Below are 7,903 nucleotides of genomic sequence, written 5' to 3'. Positions count from 1 at the left end.
ACCACGAGCGGCGCTGCGCTGCCTCAAACGACACCTATCCAACCAGCTCTGGCGCACCATGATCGCCGACGAACAACGCAACCAAGACAAATGTCACGATCAATCCACGAAGGCCTCTTGACAAACAGAGAGGCACCCCCTGATTAGGTGCAAGTTATGGGGTGACCTGGGCTTTTGTGGTGGCGTACTGACTACGCCAGGCCGTGGCGGTGGGAGAGGTCGAGCAGTTCGAAGGCGCGCCGTTGCAGCGGGGTGGGGGTGGTGATTTTGATGAATGCCGGCAGGTCGACGGTGGGCTGAATTTGGTTGGCGCAGATGGTGGCCAGGTCGGCGAGCAGGCTGGTGAAGCTGTGCACCGGGTAGTCGTCGTGGGTGCGTTTACGCGCGGCCTTGGCGAGGGCTTTGTCGGAGCGTTGGGCGGGGGCGACAGGGTCGGGGCGTTTGGCGGCCGCGGCGGGTTTGTCGTTGTCTTGGAACAGGATTGGTGCAAGAGCTTGTTTCATGTGCCAGCTGATGTAGTAGGAGAGCATGCGTAAGAACATGTGGGTGCGGACCCGGTCGGCTAGGCGGTGGCGGATGGGGCGCACATCAAGTTCGCTGTTTAGGGTGCGGAAGAAGCGTTCGACGTCGGCGAGGTCTTTGTAGCGGCCCACCACGTCATCGCGGCCCAGGGCGTGTTCGGGCAGGCTGGTGCGCAGCACGTAGATGCCATCCAGGGCGGCCTCGGCGGCGATCTGATCGTCCTTGCGGGTGAAAGCCAAGGAGTCGTCGCTGATCTGCAGCTCAAAGTGCTTGGCCATTTTGAACTTGTTGCGCACCGTGCCCGCCTTCAGGGCGATCTTGTCTGTGCCGCGCAGTGGGCGCCGGGCACGGTGGGTGGCCGCAGCGATTTTGGCCAGTTCTGCTTGGGTGGCCGCCAGCAGCTCGTCGCGTTTGCGGGCGCGCTCTGCGGCCAAAGCCGGGTTATAGCAGCACACCAGCCGCTCACCGGGGTAGTCGGGGTGGGTGATCTCGAACAGGTTCTGCTGGTCAAACAGCGACAGCTGCAGCGCTTCGTCGTTGACCAAGACCCGGATCTGCTCGGCGCGCAACGCGCTGATCCAATCCAGCTGTGCGGGGCGTAGCTCGTTGTCGATGCGGGCACTGGTGATCATGCCTCGATCGCCCACCATGGCGATGGTGGACAGCCCGAACCGGGTTTTGAGTTTGGTGATCTGGGCGGCCAGGGTTTTCGGGTCGGCGGTGTTGCCCTCGAACACCTCGATGGCGATCGGTATCCCCTTGGGGGAGCACAGCAGCCCGTAGACGATCTGCAACCTGCCTTTGACCCCATCGCGGGCGTGCCCGATTTTGCCCAGCGGGCAAGTGCGGCCCTCAAACGCCGCCGAGGACACGTCGTAGAGCACCAGCGTGCCGTTGGTCAAATGCCGTGCAGCCAGGGCATTTTCGATCCCGTCTTTGCGGGCCAGCACCCAGTCCATCGCCGCATACAGGTCATCCTCGTCACAGCCCGCCAGCCCCAGCACCTCACCGAGGGAACTGGTGGCGGTCTCGGCGCGCAACCCGCGCGCGAACGCCAGCTTAGAACCCGGGTCGATCACGGCCGCCACCAGCATCGCGACCACCAGATCGCGCCGCCGCGAGGGGGTCGGATCGATCAGTTCCTCAAGGCCCAGCCGCCGGGCGGTTCCCAGCACCGCGGCCACATGCCCGTGCGGGAGACTGCGGGTGACATCAAAGGCCTCGCACAGATCACCGGTGGCCGGCACGCCCTTGAGCGCCCGCTGCAGTTTGTCCACTTTGTGCTCGGGCCACCGGGACAGATTGGCCAGCGTGCGGGTTTTCACCTCGCCGTTTTCCCGGTAGCTTTCGCGCAACAGCACCGCCGGCGGTGACCCCCGGTTGGGCACCCGCGTCACATACATGATTACCTTCTAGCACATATGAAGTACGATTTATTAGAAATGAGACTATGACACGCCGATTGACTTCTCATATTACATGATTACGCTTCACAGCAGGCATGACGACGAAACACCTGCTCACACAACAGACCGGGATTTAGAAACCCCTTTAGAGGGGGAACTTCCGCCTAGGGAGCCGGCGGGGGTGGATCAAGCATCTGCACGTGATCGCGCTGCCATTGGTATCGGACAATCGTGATCGGACCCGGACAGGCGGTACAGACGTATCGGCCGTCCTTGTAATTCAGGACGATGGTGTCGTCAGTCGTCAACGGCGCGTTCAACGATGTGAACGGGTAAGGCTGCCAGGTGGCGGTGCCGAGGTAGTCGCCGTAGTGGAAGAACAAGGCGTGATCTGGTGAGCTGCCCGTGGCGCGCTCAACGGTGACCAGTGCGGTCGACAAGGTGACGCACGGATCGTAGTTGCCGCCGTATGGGACGGGATCCCAGGGCACGTCCATGTCGGTGAAGGCCGGCCGCAGGGAGCGAACAGCCTCGATGATCACCGGTGCCCCCAAGTCCACCCCGCACCGTGTGCCCGGCGGCGGCTCGCCGAACGCCGGTGGGGACGTCCAACCCGTTAAGGCTGCCAGCGTGACTACAGACCCGAGCGCACGGGTTATCGCGTCGCCTGCACACTTAGTCACAGTCCAACATTGTGCCGCTGTTCGACACCATCCGAAACCGGATCAGTGCTCGGGGTCGGTGCGCTGGGCAGCTATCTGGGCGGGGCCGTGGGCGTGCTGGTGGACAAGTCCACCGGTGAAGAATTCAAAGGAGATGAGTTCAGATGGTGAATGACGCGAACGGCAACTGGATCGGCTTGGGCGTCGGCGACGTCGACAGCCCCGCCACGCCGCGCAACGCTCCGAACTGGAACGCGATCACACTGCTGACAGCAAGCTGCACGACAAGTATCAGTGGGCGCGCGACCTGGGGGTGGTGGCCCAGCCGAACTACGACGAGGTGGTGGCCCGCGCCGTCCAGGAGTTCTGTCAGCGTACGGGTCTGCCGATCATCCGCGACCCGAGTGGGTACGCGGTCGCCAATCTCGCCCTCAGGCAGCGGCTGGGCAGTTACCCACCACCGGGTGCCGATGACCCGTCGCGGTTGCACTCGGCACCGATCCTGCCGATCATGTTCACCGTCGAAGGACACTCGTCGAACATGTTCTCCGGGCCGGTGGCCGACACGGCCACTCAGCTGGAAAGCGAGGGCCATTGCCACCACCAGCCGATCGGCTACAACAACGGGGCCATCCCGTTCGACAACTTAAGCGGGGAAAACGAACTCACCCGCCTGGTCGGGGCAACCGTGATGGACAACGGGGTGCCGTTCCCGGCGGGCACCAAGTGGGTGCTCGGCATCTTCAGTCCGGGCGCCATCGTCGGATTCGACTTCTGGCTCAACCAACTCGCACCCGGCAAGCCGCTCGAGTGGCGCGAGGCCGACCTGCTCGGGGTACTGGCCTACGGCAACCCGTGCCGCCAGACCGATAGCATCGCTCCCTGGGCCGTCGGCTGGGTCACCACGACAGGAACGCACGGCTTGGACCCCTATCGGCGGTTCGGGCTGCCGGGGTTCCCGGTGAAGCCGGACAACTGGATGGACGTCTACCGCGAGGGCGACATCTTCGCCGAGAACGGCGATGACGACGCCAGCAAGGCCAAGGCGGCGGTTTACCAGGCCGTCGCACGCGGCGACGTGCTCTCGGACCCGATCTCGCTGGCCTTCCAGATCGCCCAACTGTTCCACAGGCCCCTGGAGGAAATTTGGGCGATCATCGAGGCGATCATCTCCGGGGTGGTGTTCGTGGGCGACAACCCGAACCCGCACTACTCGCCGTACGACATCAGCGGCGGGGTGAGCTGGGTGCGGGGTCTGCTCACCGACGGCCTAGCGGCGCCGGCGCCAGAACTTGCGGCGACTGTTTCCCCGCCAGTCAGTGCGTGTGCCCAACCTAAAAAGCCACGCCGACAACGACATTGACCTGACCCTCACGATCCACGGGATCTGCGGAGGCCAATGTCGGTTTCCTGTCGATGTGTGCTTCGATGACGGTCGCCCACAGCATGATCGCTAACAGCAGCCCCGTCATACGAAATTGGGCACCGCAGGCGGGTGCGGCCGCGCATCGCATCCTGGCCGACCTGCGCGCGGCGGCTGCTATCGGCCACGCCGCCGGCTGGAGACGACAGCACAGCGCTGTGCAGGGATTAGAGAGAGCGTGGTTCCGGGCGATGCCGTGAACTAAGCACGGCGGTGGCGATTCGGATTTCCCTTTGGGTCACGCTGTGCCGCAACGGGATGTCACGTTCACATTAAGCCAGGGTTGATGGGGCGCTGTCTCTGGGGGCGCTAACGGGCCGATGCGCTAATACCGCCCCCGAGCAGACATGCCGGGTCAGCGATAGCGCACGCCGTATCGGCATATACTGCAGCACAGCTACTTTCGATTGACGCTTACGGTTTTCACCGGCTCTTAGGGTGACAGCGGCAGCCGCCACGAGGGCGTTGCGGGGTCTAGTTCCAATAGGGAGGTGAGGGTCAACCGCACCATGCGCAGGGTGCCGCCCATGAGGATGATCGCCAGCGGCAGTTCGCCCAGCGCGGCGGTCAGCACCGACACCATCCTGTCTTCGGGCCCAGCGGTCATGACGTCGAACCAGGCGTCGCAGATCAGCAGCACCCCCGTGGTGAAGGCGGTGACCGTGAGCAGGTGGCGGTGTAGGAAGCCGAGCGTTGCGGTCCCGATCATGAAAAGCAGCAGCAGAATGTCGAAACCCACCCAGGCGGCACGCCAGTTGTGCGCGGTGTAGTTCTGCGGGAGAGCCACGGCAAGGTAGGCGATCCAGGGAATCAGGCCGAGCGCGGCGGCTGCCGACACCCACAGCCGGATTCGACGTATCGAAGTGCTCTCCCGGGCCCGCGGGGACTCCTTGTGTGCAGGCCGCAGTCGGCGAGCCAGCGCTAGCCGCTCCTCGGCCGACATCGCCGCAATCTGGTCATCCGACAGCACATCGCCGTTCATGGTGCGGGTCACCTCCTAGCCCGGTCGGTCCATTCGCCGGCCAGCCTCCATGCTCTCCGGTTCTGCGGCATCCGGCCATCACGACTCGCGATACACCACGGGCCGCGATCGAGCGGTTGGCGGCCGCGCCGCCGATGTCTGAGTTAAGCGGCCCCTAGGCATGCGGACACGCGCCGCGAACTGGTCATGACGCCTCGCGGGTTGGCAGAGACCTTCGCCGAAGAAGGCAGGACACTTTCACACGTCCTCGGTGTGCTCGCCCATCTGCTCGACTCATCCTGAGCACGATGGCCTGCTACCACACCGTCGTTTCATATTTCCCCGCAAACGGGACCAAAGCCCCTGCACGACGGGGCGTTGAACGACATCTACTTGATCCAGGCATCTGCCGGATAGCTCATCGGCAGGCCGTCAAGAAACGCCAGGGAGGATCGCATGACGATCGGTGCCGCACCGGGGAGGCCGTCGCAGTGCGCGCGGCAAGTGGCGCGGTCGACGCACCGATATCAGCTCGCAGCGGCAACGTCGCGACGTCTTTCCCGGCGACGCCGTGACGGCTCCCCACGACGTCGGGTCTTCGGATATGCCGGAGTGAGTCAGTGGGCGGTTCGGTTCTGCCACGTCAGTGGATGGCAGCTAAGGACGGGTTCATGACAACTCCGCAAGGTTGGTATCCAGACCCACAATCTGCTGGGATGCTGCGCTATTGGGACGGCAGACAATGGACCAGCAATACCTCGAGGCTTGGGGCGGCAGCCAAACCCGACCTCGGTTCGATGCAGGCACGAAAGGTCGCGACCTTCGGGTCGAGGCAAGACCGGGCAGAGGTGCCGCCGTCGCAAAGGCGGGGAGCGTCGTTGACCTACGACGCCTTCTTGTCCTACAGCCGCGACGATGAGGCCGTGGCTGCCGGGATCCAGAAGGGGTTGCACCACGTCGGTCGTCGGGTGGGCCAGTTGAACGCGCTGCGGGTGTTTCGCGATACCACCGACCTGGGCGCCAACCCCAACCTGCTGGGCAAGGTCACCGACGCGATGGACCGCTCCCGCTATTTGATCGTGGTGCTGTCCCCCCACGCGGCGGCCTCGCCGTGGGTCAACAAGGAGGTCACTCACTGGCTGGCGCGGCGCGAGCCCGAGCAGCTGATGTTCGTGCTGGCCGACGGCCACCTGTACTGGGACGAGGCGACCCAACGGTTTGACCCCGACCGCTCCGACGCCGCCCCACCGGTGCTGACGAAGGACAAAGAGCCTGGAGTTCTTCCGACTGAACCGCTTTATGTTGACGTCCGCGGCCTCGCGCCGTGGGACCCGCACGCACCGACATTCCGGGACAAGGTCACCGACCTGGCCGCCCCCATCCACGGCAAATCCAAATACGAACTGGCCAGCGACGACGTGCGCGAACAACGCCGGTTCCGCCGGCTACGCCGCGCCGCGATCGCCGGCCTGGCCGTGTTGACCATATCAGCGCTGACGGCCGCCACGATCGCGCTTTTCCAATGGCGTGAAGCACGGCATCAGAAGGAGCAAGCGCTGATGCAACGCAACCAGGCGGTCGCGCTTCGGCTCTCATCACAAGGAGAGTCCATGCTCGCCGGCACCCGGGGCGGCGGCGATGTACAAGCGTTGCAGCAGATCCTCGCCGTGCCCCGCATTGCGCGGGGCGCCGATGCCGGCGCACTGTTCACCGGGGTGTCCGAGCGACGTGACACGATCAAGATCATCCCGACCGCTGACGACACCGTGAACGCAATGGCGCTAAGCCCTAATGGGCGGCACATCATCGCCGGCGGTAACCGCAAACTGCAGATATGGGACACCGACACCGGTCAACCGATCGGCGCGCCGCTCACTGGGCACAGCGACTCGGTGTTCTGCGTGGCATACAGCCCCGACGGGCACCGCATCGCCTCTGGTGGCATGGACACCACCGTGCGGCTATGGGACGCCGACACCGGTCAACCGATCGGCGGCCCACTGACCGGGCATGAGGGCCCGGTAACCAGTGTGGCGTTCAGCCCCGACGGTGGCCACATCGCCACCGGAAGCTGGGACAACACCGTGCGGCTGTGGGACGCCCACACCGGAGAGCCGATCGGCGCGCCGCTGGCCGGCGAGCAGAGCATCACGCGAACCGTGGAAACGGTCACGTTCAGCCCGGACGGTCGCCGTGTGGCCTCCGGCAGCAACGACCACACCATCCAGCTCTGGGACGTTGCCACCGGCCAGCCGATCGGGGCGCCGATCGCCGGCCATGCCGGCACCGTGCACAGTGTGGTGTTCAGCCCCGACGGGCGGCGCATCGCCTCCGGCAGCGACGATGCGACGGTGCGGCTCTGGGATGCCGGCACCGGCCAGCCGATCGGTGCGCCGCTCACCGGACACACCCGCGGGGTCTTCAGCGTGGCGTTCAGCCCCGACGGGCAGCGCATCGTCTCCGGCAGCGGCGATCACACGCTGCGACTGTGGGACTCCGCCACCGGACGGCAGATCGGCACCCCGCTTTACGGGCACACCAGCATCGTGCAGAACGTGGCGTTCACCCCCGACGGGCACCGCATCGTCTCCGGCGCAAACGACGCCACCCTGCGCGTGTGGGACGCCGACATCGGCACACCCATCACCGGCGACCAGGGACGGGTAAACGCGGTGGCGTTCAGCCCGGACGGGCAGCACATCGTGACCGGCAACGGAGATGGCACCGTACGGTTGGCCGATCTGGGAGCAGGCCGACGGATCGGTGAGCCGCTGACGGGCCGAACTCAGACCGTGTGGACTGTGGCGTTCAGTCCCGATGGACGTCACATCGCCGCCGGAAGCGGCAATGGGCTGCGATTGTGGGACGCACCCACCGGCCAGCTGGTCAGATTGCCCAGTGGGCCCGGCGATTTCATACTCAGTGTCGC

Annotated in this window: 6 protein-coding genes; 2 read left to right on the top strand and 4 right to left on the bottom strand. The window is 65.1% G+C overall.

Features of this window, described 5'->3' with window-relative positions:
* Positions 1 to 191 precede the first annotated feature (191 nt).
* From VMD50_RS26065 to VMD50_RS26055, 3 genes are all read right to left on the bottom strand, one after another.
* Positions 192 to 1,925, bottom strand: coding sequence for an IS1634 family transposase (locus VMD50_RS26065; protein ID WP_325432208.1), 1,734 nt, complete (start codon positions 1,923 to 1,925; stop codon positions 192 to 194).
* 167 nt (positions 1,926 to 2,092) lie between these two features.
* On the bottom strand, positions 2,093 to 2,488 hold the full coding sequence (locus tag VMD50_RS26060; protein ID WP_325432206.1) for an LppP/LprE family lipoprotein: 396 nt from the start codon (positions 2,486 to 2,488) through the stop codon (positions 2,093 to 2,095).
* Between the two features lie 262 nt (positions 2,489 to 2,750).
* Positions 2,751 to 2,873, bottom strand: coding sequence for a hypothetical protein (locus VMD50_RS26055; RefSeq protein ID WP_325432204.1), 123 nt, complete (start codon positions 2,871 to 2,873; stop codon positions 2,751 to 2,753).
* 33 nt (positions 2,874 to 2,906) lie between these two features.
* Between VMD50_RS26055 and VMD50_RS26050 the strand changes: the two genes are divergently transcribed.
* On the top strand, positions 2,907 to 3,953 hold the full coding sequence (locus tag VMD50_RS26050; protein WP_325432202.1) for a peptidoglycan-binding protein: 1,047 nt from the start codon (positions 2,907 to 2,909) through the stop codon (positions 3,951 to 3,953).
* A gap of 493 nt (positions 3,954 to 4,446) precedes the next feature.
* Here VMD50_RS26050 and VMD50_RS26045 read toward each other — a convergent pair whose 3' ends face one another.
* Entirely contained in the window at positions 4,447 to 4,995 is a 549-nt protein-coding gene (locus VMD50_RS26045) for a hypothetical protein (RefSeq protein ID WP_325432200.1), read from the bottom strand.
* A 650-nt stretch (positions 4,996 to 5,645) separates the two neighbouring features.
* Between VMD50_RS26045 and VMD50_RS26040 the strand changes: the two genes are divergently transcribed.
* The coding region (locus VMD50_RS26040; protein ID WP_325432198.1) for a DUF2510 domain-containing protein at positions 5,646 to 7,903 on the top strand (2,258 nt) is incomplete at its 3' end.

It is taken from the genome of Mycobacterium sp. (assembly GCF_035506235.1).
In the GTDB taxonomy this organism is placed as follows: Bacteria; Actinomycetota; Actinomycetes; order Mycobacteriales; family Mycobacteriaceae; genus Mycobacterium.
The sequence above is the reverse complement of the archived record's forward strand: the minus strand, read 5'-3'. Positions and strand labels throughout refer to the sequence as shown.

Bases quoted from the DNA above. Each gene is read 5' to 3' on its own strand.
- VMD50_RS26065 (WP_325432208.1), bottom strand. From the start codon at position 1,925: ATGTATGTGACGCGGGTGCCCAACCGGGGGTCACCGCCGGCGGTGCTG.
- VMD50_RS26045 (WP_325432200.1), bottom strand. From the start codon at position 4,995: ATGAACGGCGATGTGCTGTCGGATGACCAGATTGCGGCGATGTCGGCC.